Origin of the sequence: Mitsuaria sp. CC2 (genome assembly GCF_048957715.1) — a bacterium.
Lineage (GTDB): Bacteria > Pseudomonadota > Gammaproteobacteria > Burkholderiales > Burkholderiaceae_C > Roseateles.
This window is the reverse complement of record NZ_JARVXN010000022.1, coordinates 157773-180481: the sequence shown is the minus strand read 5'-3', so window position 1 is coordinate 180481 and position 22709 is coordinate 157773. Positions and strand designations below refer to the sequence as shown.

The 22709-nt window shown below is 68.7% G+C and carries 19 protein-coding genes; 12 read left to right on the top strand and 7 right to left on the bottom strand.

Going from position 1 to position 22709, the window contains the following annotated elements:
* Positions 1-125 precede the first annotated feature (125 nt).
* The gene (locus tag PV762_RS16115; protein ID WP_421036013.1) at positions 126-1280 is read left to right on the top strand and encodes a diguanylate cyclase domain-containing protein; all 1155 of its coding nucleotides are present in this window, start codon (positions 126-128) and stop codon (positions 1278-1280) included.
* Between the two features lie 41 nt (positions 1281-1321).
* Here PV762_RS16115 and PV762_RS16110 read toward each other — a convergent pair whose 3' ends face one another.
* Positions 1322-1849, bottom strand: a complete 528-nt coding sequence (locus tag PV762_RS16110) for a spore coat U domain-containing protein (RefSeq protein ID WP_421036012.1) — start codon at positions 1847-1849, stop codon at positions 1322-1324.
* A gap of 207 nt (positions 1850-2056) precedes the next feature.
* On the opposite strand from PV762_RS16110, the gene PV762_RS16105 reads away from it, so the two are divergent.
* The 3 genes from PV762_RS16105 to phaR all read left to right on the top strand — a co-directional run bounded on the left by PV762_RS16105 (position 2057) and on the right by phaR (position 5032).
* Positions 2057-3088 carry a LacI family DNA-binding transcriptional regulator gene (locus tag PV762_RS16105; RefSeq protein WP_421036011.1) on the top strand — a complete coding sequence of 344 codons (1032 nt, stop codon included), beginning with the start codon at positions 2057-2059 and terminating at the stop codon, positions 3086-3088.
* A 165-nt stretch (positions 3089-3253) separates the two neighbouring features.
* The gene (locus PV762_RS16100) at positions 3254-4264 is read left to right on the top strand and encodes a tripartite tricarboxylate transporter substrate binding protein (RefSeq protein ID WP_421036010.1); all 1011 of its coding nucleotides are present in this window, start codon (positions 3254-3256) and stop codon (positions 4262-4264) included.
* A 168-nt stretch (positions 4265-4432) separates the two neighbouring features.
* Positions 4433-5032, top strand: a complete 600-nt coding sequence (phaR, locus tag PV762_RS16095) for a polyhydroxyalkanoate synthesis repressor PhaR (RefSeq protein ID WP_421036009.1) — start codon at positions 4433-4435, stop codon at positions 5030-5032.
* A 74-nt stretch (positions 5033-5106) separates the two neighbouring features.
* Here phaR and PV762_RS16090 read toward each other — a convergent pair whose 3' ends face one another.
* A complete protein-coding gene (locus tag PV762_RS16090) occupies positions 5107-5574 on the bottom strand; it encodes a GFA family protein (RefSeq protein WP_421036008.1) in 468 nt (155 codons plus the stop codon).
* A 56-nt stretch (positions 5575-5630) separates the two neighbouring features.
* Complete coding sequence (locus PV762_RS16085; protein ID WP_421036007.1) at positions 5631-7385, bottom strand: ATP-binding protein; 1755 nt, start codon at positions 7383-7385, stop codon at positions 5631-5633.
* A 270-nt stretch (positions 7386-7655) separates the two neighbouring features.
* Between PV762_RS16085 and rimO the strand changes: the two genes are divergently transcribed.
* Positions 7656-9047, top strand: coding sequence for a 30S ribosomal protein S12 methylthiotransferase RimO (rimO, locus tag PV762_RS16080; RefSeq protein ID WP_421036020.1), 1392 nt, complete (start codon positions 7656-7658; stop codon positions 9045-9047).
* 15 nt (positions 9048-9062) lie between these two features.
* Here the strand turns inward: rimO and PV762_RS16075 are convergent, their stop codons facing one another.
* Positions 9063-10202, bottom strand: coding sequence for a hypothetical protein (locus tag PV762_RS16075; protein ID WP_421036006.1), 1140 nt, complete (start codon positions 10200-10202; stop codon positions 9063-9065).
* 86 nt (positions 10203-10288) lie between these two features.
* On the opposite strand from PV762_RS16075, the gene PV762_RS16070 reads away from it, so the two are divergent.
* Positions 10289-11500, top strand: a complete 1212-nt coding sequence (locus tag PV762_RS16070; RefSeq protein ID WP_421036005.1) for a PLP-dependent transferase — start codon at positions 10289-10291, stop codon at positions 11498-11500.
* A 42-nt stretch (positions 11501-11542) separates the two neighbouring features.
* On the opposite strand, the gene smpB is transcribed toward PV762_RS16070, so the two are convergent.
* The gene (smpB, locus tag PV762_RS16065; RefSeq protein WP_421036004.1) at positions 11543-12010 is read right to left on the bottom strand and encodes an SsrA-binding protein SmpB; all 468 of its coding nucleotides are present in this window, start codon (positions 12008-12010) and stop codon (positions 11543-11545) included.
* A gap of 86 nt (positions 12011-12096) precedes the next feature.
* On the opposite strand from smpB, the gene PV762_RS16060 reads away from it, so the two are divergent.
* Together PV762_RS16060 and PV762_RS16055 are read left to right on the top strand one after the other, a co-directional pair.
* Positions 12097-12561 carry a type II toxin-antitoxin system RatA family toxin gene (locus tag PV762_RS16060; protein WP_421036003.1) on the top strand — a complete coding sequence of 155 codons (465 nt, stop codon included), beginning with the start codon at positions 12097-12099 and terminating at the stop codon, positions 12559-12561.
* Positions 12548-12871, top strand: a complete 324-nt coding sequence (locus tag PV762_RS16055) for an RnfH family protein (RefSeq protein WP_421036002.1) — start codon at positions 12548-12550, stop codon at positions 12869-12871. The genes PV762_RS16060 and PV762_RS16055 overlap by 14 nt, the downstream gene beginning before the upstream one ends.
* Positions 12872-12986: 115 nt before the next feature.
* Here the strand turns inward: PV762_RS16055 and PV762_RS16050 are convergent, their stop codons facing one another.
* The gene (locus PV762_RS16050; RefSeq protein ID WP_421036001.1) at positions 12987-13502 is read right to left on the bottom strand and encodes a DUF4124 domain-containing protein; all 516 of its coding nucleotides are present in this window, start codon (positions 13500-13502) and stop codon (positions 12987-12989) included.
* Between the two features lie 63 nt (positions 13503-13565).
* Here PV762_RS16050 and guaB point away from each other — a divergent pair, with 63 nt between their 5' ends.
* Genes guaB through guaA form a run of 3 tightly spaced genes read left to right on the top strand, consistent with a single transcriptional unit; the run spans position 13566 to position 17979 of the window.
* Complete coding sequence (gene guaB / locus PV762_RS16045; RefSeq protein WP_421036000.1) at positions 13566-15038, top strand: IMP dehydrogenase; 1473 nt, start codon at positions 13566-13568, stop codon at positions 15036-15038.
* 5 nt (positions 15039-15043) lie between these two features.
* Positions 15044-16315 carry an MFS transporter gene (locus tag PV762_RS16040; protein ID WP_421035999.1) on the top strand — a complete coding sequence of 424 codons (1272 nt, stop codon included), beginning with the start codon at positions 15044-15046 and terminating at the stop codon, positions 16313-16315.
* A gap of 59 nt (positions 16316-16374) precedes the next feature.
* Positions 16375-17979 carry a glutamine-hydrolyzing GMP synthase gene (guaA, locus tag PV762_RS16035; RefSeq protein ID WP_421035998.1) on the top strand — a complete coding sequence of 535 codons (1605 nt, stop codon included), beginning with the start codon at positions 16375-16377 and terminating at the stop codon, positions 17977-17979.
* 125 nt (positions 17980-18104) lie between these two features.
* Here guaA and PV762_RS16030 read toward each other — a convergent pair whose 3' ends face one another.
* Positions 18105-21029 (bottom strand): di-heme oxidoredictase family protein, encoded by a 2925-nt coding sequence (locus PV762_RS16030; RefSeq protein WP_421035997.1) that lies wholly within the window; start codon positions 21027-21029, stop codon positions 18105-18107.
* A 360-nt stretch (positions 21030-21389) separates the two neighbouring features.
* Here PV762_RS16030 and PV762_RS16025 point away from each other — a divergent pair, with 360 nt between their 5' ends.
* Positions 21390-22685 (top strand): DUF445 domain-containing protein, encoded by a 1296-nt coding sequence (locus tag PV762_RS16025; protein ID WP_421035996.1) that lies wholly within the window; start codon positions 21390-21392, stop codon positions 22683-22685.
* The last annotated feature ends 24 nt before the right edge of the window (positions 22686-22709 follow it).

Sequence of the window (22709 nt, the reverse complement as noted above, 5' to 3'; positions counted from 1 at the left end):
CCAGAAATGGTAGGAAGTCCTCCGGGACTCGATCCTTCAGCAAACGCCCGCCGCAAGCGGGCGTTCTGCTTTCTGGCTTCCGGAAAACGCTAGGATGCGCCGATTCCCGCAGCGGCCCCACGCTTTTGCCGACCGTCTCCAATCCCTTGCTCCGGCGCATCGCGCGCGTCCTGCAGCTGTCGCAGGCGGTGGCGCTGGTCCTGGTGATCGGCGCCGCCGGCGTGCTGGTCGACAGCGCCCGCCGCTACGGCGACGCGAACGACCTGGTCGCCCACACCCATGAAGTCCTCGACCAGTTGAACCAGCTGCGCGCCGGTCTGTTGCGCGGCGGCGTCGCGCTGCGCAACTTCGTGCTGGTGCCGCAGTCCGAAGCGCTGCAACGCCTGCGCGGCGCGGCGGTGGACGCACGGCAGACGGCCGACAAGCTGGAAATGCTGGTCCAGGACAACCCGACGCAGGTGGGTGTGGCCACCGAGGTGCGGTCCGAGACCCTTGAAATCACCGGCTGGTACCTGGCCTCCGCCGTGATCGGGGAACGAGATGGCGTGGAGTCCTTGCGCAACGGTCTGGACGCGCGCATCACCAGCGATTCGTCGAAGCGGTTGCGCCAGTTGCTCGACACCATGGAGGGCGCCGAGCGCTCCCTTCTCGCGGCCCGTCAGGCCGGGCAGGAGCGCGGACTCGAATCGGTCAAGCGATCGGCGCTGGTGCTCGCGGCGCTGTTCATCGCCTTCACGCTCGGGACGTTCGTCTACGCGAGTCGCCTGGTTCGCGCGAGCGACCGCGACATGACGCACCTGGCCACGACGGCCGACACCGACCAGCTCACGGGCCTGGCCAACCGGCGCTCGCTGGAGCGCCGGGCGCGGGAACTCGCCGGCCAGCCGATCAGCGTGCTGGTCTTCGACCTCGACGACTTCAAGCCGGTCAACGATCGCCACGGCCACGCGGCCGGCGATGCCGTCCTGCGTGCCGTCGGTCAGCGCCTGCGGGCGCAATGCCGGGACGGCGACGTTGCCGCCCGGGTCGGCGGCGACGAGTTCGTGCTGCTGCTGGCCGGCGCGCCCGACGAGTTCCGGCTGGCGCAGATCCGCCAGCGCCTGCTGCAGGCGCTGATCGAGCCCATCGCGATCGAGGGCGGCACGGTCAGCGTCGGAGCGTCCATCGGCTATGCCGTCGGCGACGGCGGGACCCGCTACGAGCGCCTGCTCGAAGCCGCGGACGACATGTCCTACGAAGAGAAGAAAAGAAGAAAGCTCCGGGCGCCCTTGCGGGCGTGAACGGAGCTTCCCGGGGGGGGGGCGGGGGGCGCCTGCTGGGATCAGTAGGTGATCGTGACGGTCACGGTGTCGGTGTACGAGCCCGGGACCACGCCGGCCAGGGTCGGCACGCGGCCGTAGACGCTGATCGACTGGGCGCTGCCGGAGCCGGTGCCGCTCTTGGTGCTGGAGCTGGCGGTGCCGTCGCCGAAGACCGTCGTGCGGCCCGAATCCAGGTAGAGCTGGTAGCCCAGGGTGTTGGCGCCGCTCTTCATCGTGCGCGACGTGAAGTTGGAGGCACCGCCCGCGTTGGTGCCGGCGTTCAGCGACACCGCGTACGGCGTCGTGTTGGAGCAGGTGACCGTCAGCGTGGACGAGGCGTCCAGCGGCACGCCGACCGTCAGGGGATCGATCGCGCTGCCGAAGTTCAGGGCGGAGCCGGACACGGTGCAGGAGCTCGTGATCGTCGCGGTCACCTGGAAGGTGTTCTGCGCGGTGACGGCGTTGGCGGCCGTCGCGGCCGACAGCGCCAGGCCGAGGCCGATGGCGATGTGCTTGAACTTGCCGGCTTGCTTCGAGATCGTGTTCATGGGAGCCCCTGTTTGCGATTGATGAATCTTCGTTCTCACGACTCGTTACCAACAGGAGGAGACAGCGGTACCACGGGTCGGGCGGGGTCCGCAGCGCGGTGTAGGGAATCTGCCGACGGCTGTGGGGCGCGCGGCCGGGGCCGACCCCGTCCAGCACGCCACGTCCGACCTGTTTCCCTGTGATCGCCCCCCATAATCGACCGCCATATGTCTGACACCGAGACCTTCCCCCGACCCCGTCGCCGCAAGGGCAGCGGCGCCGTCACGCTGCGCGACGTGGCGCAGATCGCCGGCGTGGCGCCCATCACCGCCTCGCGGGCCATCAACAACCCCGCGCAGGTGTCGCCGGAGGTCCGCGAACGCGTGACCGAGGCGGTGCGCAAGACCGGCTACGTGCCCAACCTGCTCGCTGGCGCGCTGTCGTCGATGAAGAGCCGCATGGTGGGCGTGGCCGTACCGACGATCGCCGGGCCGGTGTTCCTGGACACCGTGCAGAGCCTGACCGAAGCGCTGTTCGAAGCCGGCTACCAGGTGCTGCTCGGCCAGACCGGCTACGACAACGCCCGCGAGGACGCGTGGCTGGACGCGATGATCGGCCGCCGTCCCGACGGGTTGGTGCTCACCGGCACCAGCCATTCCGAGCAGGCCCGCACCCGTCTGCGCGCATCGGGCGTGCCGGTGGTAGAGACCTGGGACCAGAGCGAGGATCCGATCGACATGCTGGTGGGGTTCTCTCACGTGGAGGTCGGCCGCAAGGTCGCGTCCTACCTGCACGAGCGCGGTTACCGGCGGCTGGCCGGCGTGGGCGGCAGCGACGAACGCGCGATGCGGCGCTTCCGCGCCTTCCAGGAGCAGGCCGGGGAACTCGGCATCGCCGACGTGCCGGTGGCCACGGTGGCCACCCCCACCACGCTGGGCAGCGGACGTCGCGGCCTGGCCGAGCTGCTCGCCCATCCGGACGGCGTCGACGCGGTGTTCTGCAGTTCCGATTCGCTGGCGCTGGGCGTCGTCATCGAAGCGCAGGCCCGCGGTCTGCGGATTCCCGAGGATCTGGCGATCGTCGGCTTCGGCGACCTGGCCTTGGCCCGGGACCTCGAACCGGCCCTGACCACGGTCCGCATCGACGGCTTCGCCATCGGGCGGCAGGCGGCGCGCTTCATCCTCGACCGCGCCGGTGGCAGCGTCGACAGACGGGACGTCGACATCGGGTTCGAGCTGGTCCAGCGCGCCAGCGCGTGAGCGCTCATGGTGTCCGCCGACGGCGCGAACCCCGGTGGAATCCCTCATGAACGCAATCTTGACGCGGTGGATGGTACCGATACCATTTGCCTCATCAGAAGAGGGCATCGGACCGTCGTCAAGGTCGACGAAGGCCGAGTGCCGTCATGGATGGAGACAAGCGACATGAATTCGGTGATGCGGGGCCGCGTGCGCGCCCTGGCCGCTGCGGCGGCGACGGTGGTGCTGGGTGTAACGGCCCTGACGGGGACGGCGGCGCAGGCCGCGGAGGCCACCAACTGGCCGACCCAGCCGGTGAAGCTGATCGTCCCCTTCGCGCCGGGCGGCACGTCCGACGTGCTGGCGCGCGAAATCGCGGCGCGGCTGCAGGTCTCGCTCAAGCAGACCATCGTGGTCGACAACAAGGCCGGCGCCGGTGGCGTGCTGGGCGCGGACAGCGTGGCCAAGGCCGCGCCGGACGGCTACACGATGCTGCTGGGCACCATCGCCACGCATGCGATCAATCCCTCGCTGCTGCCCAAGATGCCCTACAAGGCCGACCGCGACTTCGCGCCGGCCATCCTGCTGGGCAAGATCTCCAACGTGCTGCTGGTCGGCCCGGGCTCGCAGGCCAAGTCGGTCAAGGAAATCATCGCGGCCGCCAAGGCCAAACCCGGCGACATCACCTTCGCCTCGGCAGGGCAGGGCACCTCACAGCATCTGTCGGGCGAAGTGTTCCGTCTGATGACGGGCGCCGATCTCACGCACGTGCCCTACAAGGGAAGCGCGCCGGCCATCCAGGACGTCATGGGCGGACAGGTACCGATGAGCTTCGAGACCGTGACGGTCGCGCTGCCGCAGATCAAGGGCGGCAAGGTGAGGGCGCTGGCGGTGACTTCGGCCAAGCGCAGCGCGCAGCTGCCCGACGTGCCGACGATGGCCGAAGCCGGCGTGCCCGGCTTCGACGTGTCGAGCTGGCAGGCGCTGTACTTCCCGGCCGGCACGCCCGCGCCCATCGTGGCCAAGCTCAACGCCGAGGTGCAGAAGATCGTCGCGCTGCCCGAGGTGAAGGCGAAGATGGAATCGCTGGGCCTGGAATACGCGCCCAACTCGCCGGCGCAGTTCGCCGAGTTCCAGAAGGCTGAGCAGGCCAAGTGGGCGAAGGTGATCAAGGACGGCAACGTCAAGCCGGACTGAGTGCCCACCGCGCCGACAGCTGTCGCCTGTCCCGGCGCACCCGTTGCCGCCTCCGGGCGGTAGCCCGGTCCGCCTCCCGCACACTGGCGCGTTCCCAAGGGAAATCACCCGGCGGGCCGCTCGTCAAGCGCCTCCTAGAATGGGTTGAAGACCCACAGAGGAGACAGCATGGCGACGGCCCGACGCGGCAAGACCGCAACCGGCAGCGAGGATCCCGCGCACCCGAAGGGTCCGCGGGTGCTCAAGAAGTACCCCAACCGGCGGCTGTACGACACGCAGACCAGCAGCTACATCACCTTGGCGGACGTCAAGAAGATGGTGCTCGGCGGCGAGGACTTCGAGGTCCGCGACGCGAAGTCCGGCGATGAACTGACCCGGTCCATCCTGCTCCAGATCATCTTGGAGGAGGAGATGGGCGGGATGCCGATGTTCTCGACGCCGCTGCTGGCACAGATCATCCGTTTCTACGGCCATGCGATGCAGGGCCTGATGGGCGATTACCTCGAGAAGAACCTGCAGGCCGTCACCGAGTTGCAGAGCCGCTTCGCCGACCCGAGCAAGGGCGCGGCGGGCTTCGATCCGCAGCTGTGGTCGCAGTTCATGAGCGGTCAGGCGCCGATGATGCAGGGCCTGATGGGCAACTACCTCGAGCAGTCCAAAAACCTGTTCCTGCAGATGCAGGAACAGTTCCAGAGCGCGGGGAACATCTTCCCCGGCGTGGCCGGAATGCCGGGGTTCCCGCCGCCGCCGACCACGCCGAAGAAATGACACCGACGCAGTGAGCGCCGCGTCCACCATGAGGTGGATCGCGAGCGTCCCGGCCCGGTGTCCGCGGCGCGATGTCAGAGCCCGCGGCGGCGATGCCAGTCGGCCAGGGATTCGTCGGGGAAGTGCCCGAAGCGGGCGTCGCCCGGTTTCCCTTCCACCTTGACCCAGGGCGCCTTCGAATCCAGCAGCCCGTGCACATGCTCGGGCGGCTCGGGCAGGGGCGTGTCGATCGCGCTGGCGTGCGGGTGGATCAGCTCGGGGTAGCTGTCGTCGTACATCCACAGTGCGGTGCCGCAGTGCCCGCAGAAATGGCGCTGGCCGCTGCTCTCCTTGCCGTCGAGGACCGCGCGGTAGACCTTGAGGTCTCGCTTGCCCTTGATCAGCTTGAACGTCGTGTTGTCGGCGCCGAGGTTGATCGCGTAGCCGCCCGTCCCGGCCGTCTTGCGGCAGATCGTGCAGTAGCAGCGCATGAAGGGGTAGGGCTCGGTCGACTCGACCGAGAAGCGGATGCGTCCGCAGTGGCAGGAACCTTCGAGGTGCATGGTGGAGGCGCTCCTTGGTCGCCTGTCCCGGCAACGCGCATGCCACCGGCGCGTGGTCAGCCCGGCGACGACAGCATCCGCGACGCCAGCATCGAGCGCAGCACCCCATGCAGCGAGGCCGGCAGCACCGGCTTGCGCAGGACGAGGTAGCCGTCCGCCTCGGCGCGTCGCAGGTCGGGCAGGTCGAGCTCGCCGGTGACGACGAGGCCGCGCGCGAGCGGCAGGCGGTCCAGCAGGTCCTGCAGCAGCACATAGCCGCCGTCGTCGTGTCGCAGCCGCAGGTCGCTCATCACGACGTCGGGTTCGAAATCGGCATCCAGGACCGCATGGGCCTGCGCCGCGTCGCCGGCGACGCGGCAGTCGACGCCCCATTGGCCCAGCAGGTGGGACAGGCCGCGCGTGACGCCGAGGTCGTCATCCACCACCAGCACGCGGCCGCCGAGCCGCTCGAAGACGTGCGACGCCGCAGGTGCGCGCTGGGTCGGTGTCGCGGGCGTCGTCGCGCCCCGCAGCGTGATCCGGAAACAGGATCCCCGCCCCGGCACCGAATGCCAGTCGATCGCGGCCTCCATCCGGCGCACACAGTCCCGCACCACCGACAGGCCCAGCCCCTGGCCGTCGCCGGTGAGGCGCGCGGCGTCGTCGCCGCGATGGAATTCGGAGAACAGCGCCTCGCGCTTGGGCGCGGCCATGCCGATGCCGGTATCCCAGACCTCGACGGCCCAGTCGTTGCCGCGTCGGCGCACGGCGAGCAGCACGCCGCCACGAGGCGTGTAGCGGAGCGCGTTGTGCAGCAGGTTGGCGAGCGCGCGTCGCAGCAGCATCGGCTCGGCGACGACCCAGGCGGGCGCATCCGGCCCTCGGATGCGCCAATCGAGTCCGCGTGCGTGCGCCTCCGGCTGGAAACGCTCATGCAGTTCCGACAGCAGCGGCGCCAGCGCCAGCGGCTGCAACGCGAGTTCGGCGCTGCGGCTGTCCAGCGCGGAGACGTCGAGCAGCGCGTTCAGCAGGTCGTTGACATGGCCGGCGGCCTGCGAGATGTCGACCAGCAGCGGTCTGAGCGCGGCGTCCTGGTTGCGCTGCAGCGCGGCCTGCGCGGTGAGGGTCAGCGCGTAGAGCGGCTGCCGCAGGTCGTGCGAGGCGGTGGCCAGGAACAGGCTCTTCTCGCGCGACGCGGCCTTCGCGACATCGCGGGCTTCCTTGTGGGCGAGCGCCAATGCTTCGCTCTGGCGCTTCAGGCGCGACTGCTGGACGAGGAAGCCGTTGGAGGTGCGCGCGTGACGCCAGACCAGCCAGGGAAAGAGCAGGCACAGCGGCAGGACGATGGTCCAGTGCGTGGGGAAGGCGAAGGGGACCGCGGCCGTGGCCATGGTCCAGGCGGGAACGAGGAATCGGGCGAAGAACGGCAGGTCCGCGGCGGCGAAGGCGGCGGTCGACACCGTGGTGCCGGCAAGCACCAGATAGAGGAAGACGGCGTGCTCGAAGACGCCGCTGGCGGCGGCGACGCCGGGCAGCAGGCCCCACAGGATCCCGAACGCGAGCGCGATGCGCGACACCGGCCGCTCCCATCGCGCCACGAAGTCGGCCGGAGGCAGGGTCGCCGCCTCGCGCCGGAAGCGGCGGCGTGCGACGGCGACGCCGAGCGAACTCATTCCGTAGGCGATCGCCCAGACCCACGCCAGGACGATGGCCGTGCCACCCGCGGGCGTGCTCGCGACCACGACCGGCGGCAGCACCAGCGCGGCGATTTCGACCGAGGCGCGGTCGCCGATCAGGGGCAGGAGCTCGGAGCGCGGGGAAGGATCGGACATCGAGGCAGGGTGAGGCGTGATGTGGCGTGACGCGGCGTGAAGGCCGGAGGGGCGAGTATCCCCGTAGCGGGCCGCAGGCGTCGGCAGGTGGTGGCCCGGCCCGTTACCGGTCGTGCGAGGCGGCCTCCCTCCACGGTGCCGGACGCGGCGCAATGAACCCGCCCCTGTCTGAAAAATACGGCGTCGCTTACAATGCCGCCCCAGCCCTCAGCCAGATCGCCCGGCGGAACCCAAATGGAATCAACGACTTACGACCCTACCGCCGCCGCAATGACGAGCGGCCCCGCTGGCAGCCAGGCGCCCAAGATCGGCTTCGTCAGCCTGGGATGCCCCAAGGCGCTGACCGATTCCGAGCTGATCCTCACGCAATTGCGCGCCGAGGGCTACGAGACTTCGAAGACTTTCGCCGGCGCGGACCTGGTGATCGTCAACACCTGCGGCTTCATCGACGACGCCGTCAAGGAGTCGCTGGACACCATCGGTGAAGCCCTGGCCGAGAACGGCAAGGTCATCGTGACCGGCTGCCTGGGCGCGAAGGCCGGCGCGAGCTCCGACAACATGGTCCGCGAGATCCACCCCAGCGTGCTCGCCGTGACCGGCCCGCATGCGACGCAGGAGGTGATGGACGCCGTCCACACCCACGTGCCCAAGCCGCACGACCCGTTCATCGACCTGGTGCCCGAAGCCCGCGGCATCGCCGGCATCAAGCTGACGCCCAAGCACTACGCCTACCTGAAGATCTCCGAGGGCTGCAACCACCGCTGCAGCTTCTGCATCATCCCGAGCATGCGCGGCGACCTGGTCTCGCGCCCGATCGGCGACGTGCTGTCGGAAGCCAAGGCGCTGTTCGAGTCCGGCGTCAAGGAGCTGCTGGTCATCAGCCAGGACACCAGCGCCTACGGCGTCGACATCAAGTACCGCACGGGCTTCTGGGACGGCAAGCCGGTCAAGACGAAGATGTTCGACCTGGTCGCGCAGCTGGGCGAGATCGCCAAGCCGTACGGCGCGTGGGTCCGCCTGCACTACGTCTATCCGTATCCGCACGTCGACGAGATCGTGCCGATGATGGCCGAGGGGCTGATCCTCCCGTATCTGGACGTGCCCTTCCAGCACGCCCATCCCGACGTGCAGAAGCGCATGAAGCGCCCCGCCAACGGCGAGAAGAACCTGGAGCGCATCCTGCGCTGGCGCGACATCTGCCCCGAGCTGGTCATCCGCTCGACCTTCATCGCCGGCTTCCCCGGCGAGACCGAGGCCGAGTTCCAGTACCTGCTCGACTTCATGCGCGAAGCGCAGATCGACCGCGCCGGCTGCTTCGCCTACTCGCCGATCGAAGGCGCGCCGGCGAACGCGCTGGACGGCGCACTGCCGGACGAGGTCCGCGAAGAGCGCCGTGCCCGCTTCATGGCCGTGGCCGAGGAAGTGTCGATCGCCAAGCTGCAGCGCCGCATCGGCGCGACGATGCAGGTGCTGGTCGACTCGGCGCCGGCGCTGGGCCGCAAGGGCGGCGTCGGCCGTTCGTACGCGGACGCCCCCGAGATCGACGGCACCGTGCGCCTGCTGCCGCCTGAGAAGGCCAGCAAGCAGCTGCGCGTCGGCGAATTCACCCGCGCGCGCATCGTGGGCGTCGAGGGCCACGACCTGATCGCGCTGCCGATCTGATCGTGCCAGGCCGGATCAGCGGGCGGCGGCGACGTGCGCACGCAGCTCGTCCGACGGACCCCCCGGAAGGTGGATCTGGCGCTCCAGTTCTTCCGCCACCTGGCGACGCATGGCCCGGATCAGAGCGGCCATGCCGGCGCCCTTTTCGCCCTTTTGAAAGTGCATGCCCTTGAAGAGCGCGCGCTGGTCTTCCACTCGCATCGCCCGAAGGACCGACTCGTAGAAGCAGTCTCCCTTGGCCGGCACGTCGCGCGGCTGTCCATCGACGATCGGCGAATAGTGCTGGCGGACATGGTCCAGTTGGACGGTGACGGGGACGCGATCCAGACCCGATCGACCGAACTCCAGCGGATGCCACTTCCCCGCCTTGTCCTCGATCCGCAGGGACAGGTCCTGCGGCCATGCGGGCATGCTCGTGATCAGGTGCGGCGCCAGGTCGGCGCCCAATCCGGACCAATGCCCGGACGTGCGGATCTCCGCTGCGGCCTTCAAGAGCACTTGATGGACGTGTTCAGCCTCGCCGATCCTGGTAGCGCTTGCGCAACCGCGTGGCTGTTGACGGGGGGGCGGGGAGTCCAAGGCCTTCCGTACCGACGCTAGCAGGCGCTCGACCTGCGTCTCGACAGCGACCTCCTGCTTCCGCGCGATGGGATTCTGGCCTTCGCGCGACAGCTGGGACCTCGCCCAGGCGAGCCATCCCTTCCTGTCCTCAAGATGTCGCTTCAGCACCCGGCGATCGTGCTGCGTCATCGCGGAGACGGCCTGCGCGATGGCGGGGCTGAAGTCGGGGGAGGTCCCTGGCCCTGGTTTCGCTCGCAACGCCAGGTGAAGGCACATCGCATGGAGCAGCTCCTGAGTCGCGACGGGCGTGGCCGTCCTCCGGTTCAGCATCTGCACCCTGGCGCTGGCGGCGCAATCGGCCGAAGAGTTTTGCGTCCGCCATGGAACGATCCGTTCGGCCAGGGTCGCCGGGCCTTCGGCGAGTGAACCCGACGGGTGGGCGGTCGTGGTCGACGGCGAATGCTTGAAGCACGGAAGAATGCGAGAGAGCAAGCTTGAAATCGAGGGCATCGCCGTCCAGGAAAGTCGAGGTGTCGGCGTCAGTGGGCGTTGTCCGATGGACACCCATGCGGCAGCGGCATGGGATGGGTTCATGTGGCGATCGTTTGACGCTTTCGACATCCGACGCCAGGGCGTGCCTGAGAATGATCGTCCGGTTCCCCTGTCCCCAAGGAATTCCCGTGACCCGACGCGGCCCGTCCACCGAACAGATCCATCATCCGTACCGCGCGCCCGACGGCTGGGACGCTGTCCCCGTTCCGGTGGCCAAGGCCTCGACGGTGCTGTTCAGGAACACCGCCGAGCTGCACCGGCCGCGCGCGAGGGACGGCGTCAGCTACCGCTACGGACTGCCGGGCACGCCCACGACCTACACGCTGGCCGCGCGCATCGCGACGCTCGAGCATGCCGAACACTGCGTGCTCACGCCCAGCGGCGTGTCCGCCGTCACCTTGACCAGCCTGACTTTCCTGAAGCCCGGTGACGAGGTCCTGCTGCCCGACAACGTCTACGGACAGAACCGGCATCTCACCCTCGGCCTGCTGGCACGGCTTGGCATCACGCACCGCTTCTACGACCCGCTCGACGTGCCGGCGTTCGAGGCCATGCTGTCTGAACGCACGAAGCTGGTCTGGCTCGAGGCGGCGGGGTCGATCACGCTGGAGTTCCCGGATCTGGTCGGGCTGCTGCAGGCCTGCCGCGCGCGTGGCGTGCTCACGGCGCTCGACAACACCTGGGGCGCGGGTCTGGCCTTCAATGCCTTCGAAGTGGCCCCGGACGTCGCTCCCGGACTGGGGGCCGACCTCAGCATGCAGGCGCTGACCAAGTTCCCCTCCGGCGGCGCGGATCTGTTGATGGGATCCGTCTGCACACGCGATGTCGCGCTCAACCGCCAGCTGGTGGCGATGCACGAGTACCTCGGTTACGGCGTCGGCCAGAACGATGTCGAGGCCGTCCTGCGCGGCCTGCCGAGCATCGCGCTCCGTTATCGCGCGCAAGGCGCCGCGGCGCGGGAACTCGCGAGCTGGATGGCCGGCCGGACGGAAGTGGCGCGGGTGCTGTATCCGGCGCTGCCCGGCTCGCCCGGGCATGCCCCGTGGCGGACGGTTTCCCCGGAGGCGGGCGGCTGCCTGTTCTCGGCGGTGTTCCGTCCCGAGTTCGATGCGAGCCGCGTCGACACCTTCGTGGACGCGCTGCGCTGCTTCGGGATCGGCTATTCCTGGGCCGGCCCGATGAGCCTGGCCGTGCCCTACGACCTCAGCCGAAGCCGCTCGCTGGGGCTGCCGTGGACGGCGGAGGAGGGCGGCACGCTGGTGCGTTTCGCGATCGGGCTGGAGGAGGTCGAGGACCTGCGCGCGGACCTCGCGCAGGCGCTCAAGGTCCTGAGCGCCTGACCGGGACTGGACGCCGCTGAAGGCGGCCGCCCGCCGCGAACGTCAATCCTTGGCGGGACCCGAGACCTTGTGCCGCATCAGGCGGCCCTTCTCGCGTTCCCAGTCGCGCTTCTTCTCGGTCTCGCGCTTGTCGTGCTGGGCCTTGCCCTTGGCGAGCGCGATCTGCACCTTCACGCGGCCGTTCTTGGCGTAGTGCAGGTCCAGCGGGATCAGCGTGAAGCCGCGCTGCTCCACCTTGCCGATCAGCCGGCGGATGTCGGCGCCGCTCATGAGCAGCTTGCGCGTGCGGTCCGCCAGCGGGTTGACGTGCGTGGAGGCCGTGCGCAGCGGATCGATGCGGCAGCCGATCAGGAACAGTTCGCCGTCGCGGATGACGACATAACCGTCCGGCAGCTGGACCTGGCCGGAGCGGATGGCCTTGACCTCCCAGCCTTCGAGGACGATGCCGGCCTCGTGCTGCTCCTCGAGGTGGTATTCGAATCGGGCGCGACGGTTTTCTGCAATGGGCATGGGAACTCTTGTTGTGCGTGGCGGCCTGGTGACGCCCAGATGGGGTCGATCGGGCCGCCTACAATCCCGCCATTCTAAGAACCGCCATGAAGCAAGTCCGGAAGACCGTCCTCCTTTGGTATTCACCGCGCGAGATGTACGACCTGGTCACCCAGGTGGAGCGCTACCCGGAGTTCCTCCCGTGGTGCTCCTCCGCGCAAGTGCTGGAGCGCCACGACGATGGCGTCACCGCGAAGCTGTCCCTGCAGTACGCCGGTCTGCGCCACGCGTTCACCACCCGCAACACGAACGAAACCAACCAGCGCGTGCGCATGGCGCTCGTCGACGGGCCGTTCTCGATGCTCGACGGCGACTGGCAGTTCCTGCCGCTGAACCGGCCCGGCGCGCCGGCGGACGGCGAGCCGCGCGCCTGCAAAATCGAATTCGAACTGCGCTACGCGTTCTCGAGCTTCGCGCTGGAGGCGGTCGTCAGCCCCGTGTTCGACCGCATCGCCAACACCTTCGTCGACAGCTTCGTGAAGCGCGCCGAACAGATCTATGGCGCCCGCTGAACTGTCGATCGCGCTGTTCTGGAGCCCGACGCCCGGCGAACTGCGCGAGCGGCAACTGACCTTGCCCGACGGCAGCACCGTGCGCGACGCGCTCACCGCGAGCGCCTGGTTCGACCCGGCGCAGATCGCCGCGCTGAGCGTCGGCATCTGGGGCCGGGGCGCGCCGCTCGACACACCGCTGCGCGGGCAGGACCGGGTCGAGGTCTACCGCCCGTTGACGGTGGATCCGAAGGAGGCGCGCCGCCAGCGCTTCCAGGCCGCCGGCAGCCGCATCGTCACGCGGCATCGTCCGCTGGGACGCAAGGCCTGACACGGCCGGGAACCGGCCAGCAAAAAGGCCGCGTGAGCGGCCTTTCGTCTTACCAGCGGTCACGAGACTTACGTCCGTCCTGCCCGCGAGTGTTGTTTCCCGAACTCGTTCCGCCTCATTTGCAGGAGGTGCTGATCACCACCTGCGCCTGGCGGATCTGGTCCTGGCGCATCTGCTCGGTCATCGGCTGCGTTTCGCCGTTCTCGCCGCGGGTGCGCACGCGCACGCCGGATTCGAGGATGCGCATCGAGTTCTGCGCCTGACGGCAGTTCTCGGCGGCCGTCTCGGCGCGGGCCTTGTCTTCCTGCGCCTTGCGTTCCTTCTCGAGCTTGTCGCGCGAGGAGGATTCGCTGGCCGGGCGGGCCGGCGCGGAGGCGGCCGTCGCGGCGGAAGCCGCTGCCGATGCGCCCTGCAGCGCGGCCTGGCCCGACGACGGCGCCACGCGCACGGCGTTGTTCGGGCGCTGGAGGATGTCCTTCTCGGCCACGTTCGGCGGCGGCGGGCGGTCGCTGTATTGCGTGCGTCCGTCGGCGTCGCGCCACTTCCATTGGGCGTGCGCGACCGAGGTCAGGGCCAGCAGCGCCAGCGCGCAGATCACGCCCAGCGGGCGTCGCGGGAGTCGGGGATTCATCATGGTCGTGGAGTGTACCGTCGGGCTTCTCTATAATGCGCCTTTGCGTCTGGAGCTTCCCTCATGCGCCTACTCGGAAAGGCCCTCACCTTCGACGATGTGTTGCTGGTGCCGGCGTTCTCCCAGGTGTTGCCGCGCGACACCAGTCTGGCCACGCAGTTCACGCGTGGCATCCGCCTGAACCTACCGCTCGTGTCCGCCGCGATGGACACCGTGACCGAAGCCCGCCTGGCGATCGCGATCGCCCAGGAAGGCGGCATCGGCATCGTGCACAAGAACCTGACCCCGCAGCAGCAGGCCGCGGAAGTGGCCCGGGTCAAGCGCTACGAGTCCGGCGTGCTCCGCGACCCGATCACGATCACCCCCGAGACCACAGTCCGCCAGGTCAAGCAGCTCAGCGAGCACCACGGCGTGTCCGGCTTCCCCGTCCTGGTGGGGCAGAAGGTCGTCGGCATCGTCACCAACCGGGACCTGCGCTTCGAAACGCGCATGGACATCCCGGTCAGCGAGATCATGACCCCGGCCGAGCGACTGATCACGGTGCCGGAAGGCGCCTCGCTCACCGACGCCAAGGCGCTGATGCACAAGCACAAGCTGGAACGCGTGCTGGTGATCAACGACGGCTTCGAACTGCGCGGCCTGATGACCGTCAAGGACATCACCAAGCAGACCAACTTCCCCAACGCGGCGCGTGACAGCCACGGCAAGCTGCGCGTCGGCGCGGCGGTCGGCGTGGGCGAGGGCACCGAGGAACGCGTGGAGCTGCTGGTCAAGGCCGGCGTCGACGCGATCGTCGTCGACACCGCGCACGGTCACAGCAGCGGCGTCATCGAGCGCGTGCGCTGGGTGAAGAAGAACTACCCGCAGGTCGAGGTCATCGGCGGCAACATCGCCACCGGCGCCGCGGCGCTGGCGCTGGTGGAAGCCGGCGCGGACGCCGTCAAGGTCGGCATCGGCCCCGGCTCGATCTGCACGACCCGCATCGTCGCGGGCGTCGGCGTGCCGCAGATCGCGGCCATCGACTTCGTCGCCACCGCGCTCAAGGGCACGGGCGTGCCGGCGATCGCCGACGGCGGCATCCGCTACTCGGGCGACATCGCCAAGGCCATCGCGGCCGGCGCCAGCACGGTGATGATGGGCGGCATGTTCGCCGGCACCGAGGAAGCCCCGGGCGAAGTGATCCTGTACCAGGGCCGCAGCTACAAGAGCTACCGCGGCATGGGCTCGATCGGCGCGATGAAGGCCGGTTCGGCGGATCGTTACTTCCAGGAGAACGACGAGACCACCAACCCCAACGCGGACAAGCTGGTGCCGGAAGGCATCGAAGGGCGCGTCCCGTACAAGGGCTCGATGGTCGCGATCGTTCACCAGATGGCCGGCGGCGTGCGGGCCTCGATGGGTTATTGCGGCTGCGGCAGCATTGCGGACATGCACGACAAGGCCGAGTTCGTCGAGATCACCTCGGCCGGCATCCGTGAGAGCCACGTCCACGACGTGCAGATCACGAAGGAAGCGCCCAACTACCGCCTGGAGTGACGCCCTTGTCCAAAGAGGTCGATCCCGTCGCGGCAACGACCACACATGGCGGCCGCAAGGCCGCCATGTCGTTCATCCTGATCGCGGTGCTGATCGACATGGTGTCGATCGGCCTGATCATCCCGGTGCTGCCGCCGCTGGTCGGAACCTTCACGCAGTCCGAGACCGGCCATGTGCTGGCGCAGCTGGCGGTGGCCTTCGCCTTCGGACTCGCCAACTTCTTCGGCTCGCCCATCCTGGGCGGGCTGTCCGACCGTTTCGGCCGCCGCAAGGTGATGCTGATCGGTTTCAGCGGCCTGGCGCTCAGCTTCTTCGTGACGGCGCTGGCCGACGCCTTGTGGATGCTGGTCGTGGTGCGGCTGTTCTCCGGCGCGATGCAGGCCAACGCCGCCGTCGCCAATGCCTACGTCGCCGACATCACGCCGCCGGCGGACCGCGCCAAGCGCTTCGGCATGCTGGGCGCGGCCTTCGGGATGGGCTTCATCCTCGGCCCGGTGATGGGCGGGCTGCTCGGCAGCATCGACCTGCACCTGCCGTTCTATGTCGCCGGCACGCTGGCGTTGCTGAACTGGCTGTACGGCTTCTTCGTGCTGCCGGAATCGCTGGCGCCGGAACACCGCAGACCCTTCGACTGGCGCAAGGCCAATCCGGTCGCCGCGCTGGGCCGGCTGCGCCGGCTCGACGGCGTGGGTCCGCTGATCTACGTGATCGCGTGCTCGGGCCTGGCGCAGCTGGTGATCCAGACCAGCTGGGTCCTCTACAACCAGCACAAGTTCGGCTGGGGCCCGCGCGAGAACGGCCTGTCGCTGTTCGTCGTGGGCCTGGTCGCGGTGGTGGTGCAAGGCGTGCTGCTGCAGCCGCTGATGCGCTGGCTGGGCGCGCGGCGACTGGTGCTGATCGGCCTGACGACTTCCATCCTGACCAACGTGATCTGGGGGCTCTCGACCGAGGCCTGGATGATGGTCGCCGCGATCTTCCTCAACATCGCCGGCGTGGCCGCGGCCCCGGCGATGCAGAGCCTGATCTCCAACGCCGCCGACGCCCGCACGCAGGGCGAGACCATGGGCGCGGTGGCGGCGATCAACAGCCTGATGGCGGTGATCTCGCCGATCGCCGGCCTGGGGCTGATGGCGCTGGTCGCCGAGTTCCCCAAGACCGACTGGCGCCTCGGTGCGCCGTTCTACCTTTGTGCGCTGCTGCAGCTGGCCTCGCTGGGCTTCGCGTGGCGCCACTTCAACACCGACCCGCCGGCGCAGGCCGAGCCGGCCAAGGCGTGAGGGCGTGCAGACGCGCGCGCCGAACGAATCGACTCTCCAAGCATCGCTAGAAGCTGACCATGCACGACAAAGTCCTCATCCTCGACTTCGGTTCCCAGGTGACCCAGCTGATCGCGCGCCGCGTGCGCGAGGCCCAGGTCTACTGCGAGATCCATCCCAACGACGTCAGCGACGACTTCATCCGCGCGTTCGCGCCGAAGGCGATCATCCTGTCGGGCAGCCATGCGTCGACCTACGAGGACCACGAGCTGCGCGCGCCGCAGGCGGTGTGGGACCTGGGCGTGCCGGTGCTGGGCATCTGCTATGGCATGCAGACGATGGCGGTGCAACTGGGGGGCAAGGTCGAGTGGAGCGACCACCGCGAGTTCGGCTACGCCGAGGCGCGCGCACACGGCCACACGAAGCTGCTGGACGGCATCCAGGACTTCGCGACGCCCGACGGTCACGGCATGCTCAAGGTCTGGATGAGCCACGGCGACAAGGTCACCGCGCTGCCGCCGGGCTTCAAGCTGATGGCTTCCACGCCGACCTGCCCGATCGCCGGCATGGTCAACGAGGACAAGGGCTACTACGCGCTCCAGTTCCATCCCGAGGTGACGCACACCGTCCAGGGCGCCGCGATCTACAAGCGCTTCGTGCGCGAGATCGCCGGTTGCAAGGGCGACTGGATCATGGGCGACTACATCGAGGAAGCGGTCCAGAAGATCCGCGAGCAGGTCGGTGACGAGGAAGTCATCCTGGGCCTGTCGGGCGGTGTGGATTCTTCGGTGGCCGCGGCGCTGATCCACCGCGCCATCGGCGACCAGCTGACCTGCGTGTTCGTCGACCACGGCCTGCTGCGCCTGAACGAGGGCGACATGGTGATGGACATGTTCGAAGGCAAGCTGCACGCGAAGGTGATCCGCGTCGACGCGGCCGACCTGTTCCTCGGCCAGTTGGCCGGCGTTGCCGATCCGGAGAAGAAGCGCAAGATCATCGGCGGCCTGTTCGTCGACGTGTTCAAGGCGGAAGCCGAGAAGCTGAAGGCCGGCGACGGAGGTCACAAGGGCGCGACCTTCCTGGCGCAGGGCACGATCTATCCCGACGTGGTGGAGAGCGGCGGTACCAAGACCAAGAAGGCCGTGACCATCAAGAGCCACCACAACGTGGGCGGCCTGCCGGAGCAGTTGGGCCTGAAGCTGCTGGAGCCGCTGCGCGAGCTGTTCAAGGACGAGGTCCGCGAACTGGGCGTGGCGCTGGGCCTGCCGCCGGAGATGGTCTACCGCCATCCGTTCCCGGGGCCGGGCCTGGGCGTACGCATCCTGGGCGAAGTGAAGAAGGACTACGCGGACCTGCTGCGCCGCGCCGACGCGATCTTCATCGAGGAACTGCGCAACACGCGCGACGAGGCGACGGGCAAGACCTGGTACGAGCTGACCAGCCAGGCCTTCACGGTGTTCCTGCCGGTGAAGAGTGTGGGCGTGATGGGCGACGGTCGGACCTACGACTACGTGGTGGCGCTGCGCGCGGTGCAGACCAGCGACTTCATGACGGCCGACTGGGCGGAGCTGCCCTACAGCCTGCTCAAGCGCTGCTCGGGGCGCATCATCAACGAGGTGCGCGGCATCAACCGCGTGACCTACGACGTGTCGAGCAAGCCGCCGGCGACGATCGAATGGGAGTGAGCGCCCGGCGCTGATGAACCTGGGCCCGGCGGGCCCGGTTCACCAAACACGACGGCCTGGCCCGCATATCGCGGACCAGGCCGTTTTCATTGGCGGAGCGTGACGTCTCCGCCGCTGCCCCCGCCTTACAGCGAGTTCAGGAACGCCAGCAGCGCTTCCCGATCCGCCGTGCTCATCTTGACGAAGCGCTGGCGGCTCGCGTCGCCTTCGCCGCCGTGCCACAGGATGGCTTCGGTCAGCGTGCGGGCGCGGCCGTCGTGGAGGTAGCCCACCTTGACGCCGGCGCCGGCCACGCGTTCCGTGTAGCCGATGCCCCACAGGGCCGAGGTGCGCCACTGGCTGCCCGTCGCCTGCGACTCCGAGAAGTTGTCGGCCAGGTCGGCGCCCATGTCATGCAGCAGCAGGTCGGTGTAGGGCTTGATTGTCTGGTTGCGCATCTCGGCCAGTTCCGTGCCCAGGCCCGTCTTCATCTCGGCGATGTGGCAGGCCGTGCAGCGGATGCTGTCGAACAGCTTGGCGCCCGAGGCGATCTTGACCGGGTCCACGTCCAGGTAGGGCAGCGGCGTCACGCCCTTCGGGAAGCCGCTGACGACGCTGCGCTGCGCCGGAACGCCCAGGAAGGCCACATAGCGCGAGAGCAACGTCAGCTCGTCCTCGGTCACGCCCTTTTCCACCTTCTTGTTGTTGCACTGGGCCGGGCCGGCCAGGCAATCGCGGTTCGGGTAGACCGGCGAGGTCACCGACATGTCCAGCAGCAGCGCGTTGGCCGTCTGGTGGCGCAGGCTGAATTTCGCCGCCTTCCAACCGTAGCGGCCGACGCGCACGGCGCCGGTCTCCGGGTCGTAGACCAGGTTGGCCTGGCCTTTCACGCCGTCCGCGTCCGGCGTCGCACGCACCCGCGACAGGATGTCGGCGTCGGGGATCGCCTCCAGCAGACCCATGCCGATCACCGGCTGCGCGCTGCGCAGCGAGTACACCGTCGGCGTCGGGCCGTCGAAGCTGATCCTCGGCTTGCTCAGGGTCACCACGGTGCCGTCGGCCAGCGTCACGTTCTTCGTGTCGAAGCCCGCGACGCGCACGCCGTTGCCCCAGTCCTGCATCGCGCCGGTGGTGGCCGAACGGGCGTTCATCTGCACCGCCTCGCCGTACACCGGGTGGGGCAGCTGCTTGCCGTTGCCGTCCAGCGCCGCCGTGCGCACCGCCATCGTGTCCAGACGCTGGTTGAGCACTTGCGGCGCCAGGCTGCGGCCGTTGTTGACGTGACAGCCGAAGCAGTTGGTCTGGTTGAAGCGCGGACCCTGCAGCTTCACCGCATCGGTGTTGCGGTCGTTGCCCTGCTCGTTGTGGTCGCCGGTCCACATGTTGGTGTGGAACCAGCGGCGGCCTTCAACGAACCGCTGCATGTTCTGCATGCCGATCTGGAGAGTGGGCTGCTGGAACATGAAGGTCGAGTTGTCGGCGTAGTCGTACGAGACCGATCCGGTGCCGCCGGACAGCGTCTCGACCGGCAGCGCCGCGTTGTTCAGGCGCGGCTGCACGCCGTACTGCGGACGCAGACCGCTGCCCACCACGTAGGTCACTTCGTTGGTGTAGTAGCGGAAGTTGCCGCTGTCCTGGATCGCGTCCATCGCCGCGCGGCTGGAGAAGAACGAGGGGGTGAACTCGATCGCCTCGCCCAGCTGGAGCGGACGCGACGGGATGTTGACGCCGTTGGGCACCATCACGCCGTTGGCATTGGGCGACAGGTCCTGGTGGCCGGGCTTGTTGTCCAGCACCACGGAGCAGCCGTCGTTCGCGCCGATGATGCCGCCGTAGCCCGTGGTGGGCTTGAGCAGGGCGTTCTGGGGCGGCTTGGGGACGATCGGGCAGGAGGTCTTGTCGACGAAGCCGTCGGTGTAGGTGGTGCGGTCCAGCAGATTGCCGGGCGACATCCAGCCGTAGCCGGTGACGTTCGGGTCGTCGATGCGGCGGAAGAACGAGTGACCGCCGCCGCGCTGCGCCTGCTGGAAGTACTGGTTGACGATGAGGGTCGGCTTGGTGACGCCGGCCACGCGGCTGTTGTCGATGAACTCGACGCCCCAGGTGCGGTTCTTGAAGTAGTTGGCGATGAAGTTCAGGTAAGCGCCGGGGCCCTTGTCCCGCGGCTTGCCGTTGGCGTCCACGGTGTCGTTGGGACCGAAGCCGATTTCGTTCCAGTCCTCGCCGCGCTCGCGGCCGTGGCGCGAGCGGCCGACGAAGCCCATGCGCGTCACCAGCGTGCCGTCTGCCAGGGTGAACTGTGTCGTCTCGAGCGTGGCCGGCGTCGTCGGCGCGATCGGCGTGCTGTTGGCCGGCGGCGTGGGCACGGCCGAGGCGGTCAGCATCGGCAGCGTGTTGTCGCTGCCCGGCGAGCTGAAGTTGACCTCGAGCAGCGAGTAGCCGTATTGCGTGCCGCGGGCCACGCCTTGCAGGCGCAGGTAGCGGGCGTTGGCGTTCAGGTTGAAGAACTCCTCCGTGCCGCCCTTGCCGCCGACGACGTAACGCAGCTGGTACCAGGTCTGGCCGTCATCGGAGACCTGCAGCGCGTACTCCTTGCCATAGGCGTTCTGCCAGACCAGCTTCAGGTAGCCGATCGGCGTCTTGGCGCCGAAGTCGAACTGGATCCAGGCCTTGTCGTCGAACGCGCTGGCCCAACGCGTGTTCAGGTCGCCGTCGAGGGTCTTCTGCGCGGTGTCACCGTTGTTCTCCAGCGCGCTGGAGGTCGCGACGATGCCGGTGATGGCCTTGCCGGGCTTGCTGATGTCCAGGCCGGAGGGCGACTGCAGGGACGGCGGGACGGCCGGCGTGCCGCTGTCGCCGCCGGAAGGCAGCGTCGGCGGCGCAGGCGCGGGCGGAGGCAGTTCGGGCTCGTCGCCCACCGGCGCGGACGCCGCAGGCGCGGGCGCGGGGGCCGGGGCCGGAGCCGGCGAACCGGACACCGGCGGGTTGGCTGCATCGGCCGAGCCACCGCCACCGCCGCCGCAGCCGACGAGCGTGCCGGCCGCGCTGAGCGCGACGACGGCGCTGAACATGAGTCCCCAGGACGTGGTCCGTGGGGCGGGGCATGCCGACTTCGGGTCAGCCTCTGAATGATCGTGGCGCATGGCGCTCCTGCAGGTCCGATGAATCTCGAGACACCAGGGCGCGAGCAGTTGCTCCGAGCTCGACCCAGGTGGACTTTTGCCTGGTTCAAGCAGAGAACGTGCCGGTTGCGGATGGACACAAAGTGCGGTTCGCGGCGCAAAACGCGGGGTTTCGATCGAAACCCATCCTCCCAAAGAGGTATTGGGCGATAGGCGTTCGAACGGCAGGGTCAGGTTTTGTCAGGCCTGACAAGAGATGCGACAAATAGTGTCACTTCGATCGGCGGAAATCGTTGAAACTCGCCGGCGATGTCCGCCGACCTTCGCGCCGCCGACCCTCGCGTCGCCGATCTCCGCCGCATGAAGCGGGTCGCGCTGGGCTGCCTGCTCGCGTCGCTCGCGGGGCTCGTCGTCAGCCTGCTGATGGGCGCGCAAGGGCTGTGGGGCTGGCTCAAGGCCTTCTGCGAAGCCGCGGCCATCGGCGGCCTGGCGGACTGGTTCGCGGTCGTCGCGCTGTTCCGCCATCCGCTCGGCCTGCCGATCCCGCACACCGCGCTCATTCCGCAAGGCAAGCACCGCATCGCGGACAGCCTCGCCGAATTCGTCCGCGACAACTTCCTGCATCCCGAGGTCCTGCTCCAGAAGCTGGAGATCCTCAATCCCGCGGAGCGCCTCGGCCAGTGGCTGCGCGAGCCGGCCAACCTCGCGCAGGTGACGGGCTCGGTCCGCGCGATGGCCGTCGAGGCGCTGTCGCTGCTCAACGAGCAGGCGGTGCGACGCGCCATCGGCGAATTCCTCGTCGCCCGCGCGCTGTCCTGGAACGCGACCGGCACGGCGGCCTCCGTCCTGGACGTGCTGACCAAGTCCGGCCGCCACCAGGATGTGCTGGACGGCGCGTTGTCCAGGCTCCGCGACTACCTGTCCACGCCGGAGGTGCGGGCGCTCGTGGCCGGGCGGCTGGTGAAGTTCGCGAGCACCCAGTGGCCGAAAGCGATCAAGCTCGTCGACACCATCGCCAACGTCGACAAGATGGCCGACAGCCTGTCCGACAAGCTTGCGCTGCAGTTGGTCGAGGAAGTGCAGAACGCGCTCTCGCAGCCCGACCACTCGGTGCGACGCCAGTTCGACGACTGGATCCAGGAATTCATAGCCCGTCTGCGCCAGGACCCCGAGTTCGCGCGCGAGGTCAACGCGATGAAGGACCGCATGGTGCAGAGCGACGACGTGCGCGCCTACCTCGACGGCGTGTGGACGGAAGTCCGCGCGACCATCGAGCAGGACCTGCGTCGCGACGACTCCGTGCTGATGCGGCATCTGGATCAGTCGCTGGCGGCGCTCGGCGACCGGTTGAGCCGCGATCCTTCGCTGGTACAGGCGATCAACGAGCACGTGCTGTCCGCTGCGGAGCGCATGGTCGGCGGCATGCGCGACGGCGTCACGCGCCACATCGCGTCGACGGTCAAGGCCTGGGACGACCGCAGCCTGGTGCGGCAGATCGAGCTGAGCGTCGGCCGCGACCTGCAGTTCATCCGGCTGAACGGCACGCTCGTGGGCGGCGTCATCGGGCTGCTGCTCTACGCGGTGACGATCCTGGCGCAGCGCTGATCTCCATCAGCATCGACATCGAGC